The organism is Streptomyces sp. UW30 (genome assembly GCF_008042075.1).
Classification (GTDB): Bacteria; Actinomycetota; Actinomycetes; order Streptomycetales; family Streptomycetaceae; genus Streptomyces.
Map to the genome: position 1 here is coordinate 1 of NZ_RDBN01000140.1, position 667 is coordinate 667.

Annotated in this window: 1 protein-coding gene; it reads right to left on the bottom strand. The window is 75.1% G+C overall.

Translation table 11 applies throughout. The annotated features are described in order from the left end of the window. Window positions 1-667, bottom strand: a 667-nt coding sequence (locus tag EAO75_RS44880) for an ATP-binding cassette domain-containing protein (RefSeq protein ID WP_148000878.1), incomplete at both ends; no start/stop codon positions are given.

Genomic DNA, 667 nt, shown 5'->3' on the forward strand with positions numbered 1-667 from the left:
GTGCGGGCGGGCCGACGGGGCTTGCGGCGGGAGTCAGGGCCAGGGTGTCGTCGGCACAGCGCGCCACGAAGCCGGGGTCATGGCTGGTGAGGGCGATGGCGATGTTGTCGCGGGAGGCGAGGTCGCGCAAGAGGTCGGCGATCTCGTCGCGCAGGGCGGGATCGAGGCCGGCGGTGGGCTCGTCGAGGAGGAGGACGTCGGGGCGGCGGGCGAGGGCGCGGGCCAGGGCGACGCGACGCTGCTGGCCGCCGGAGAGGCCCGCGGTGCGGCGGCGTTCGAGGTGCTCGTCCGTGGGGAGGCGGACGAGGCGGAGGAGTTCGGGGACGGTGGTCCGGGTGGTCCTGCTTGCGGTCTCGGTGATGATGCGGCCCGCGCGCATACGCGGGTTGAGGCCGGAGCCGGGGTCCTGGCCGACGAAGGCGAGCCGGTGGCGGCGCAGTTGGCGCAGCCGGTCGGACGGCAGGGCGAGGATGTCCTCGCCGAGCACGGTGACGGTGCCGGAGGCGACGTGGGCACCCGGAGGGAGCGCGCCGATGAGCGCGGACAGCAGGGTGGTCTTCCCTGCACCGGAGGGCCCGGTGATGGCCTGGATGCGGCCGGGGGTGAGGGTCAGGGTGGCGTCGGCGAGGAGGGCGGTGGCGCCCAGATTTATGGACAGGCCGGTGAC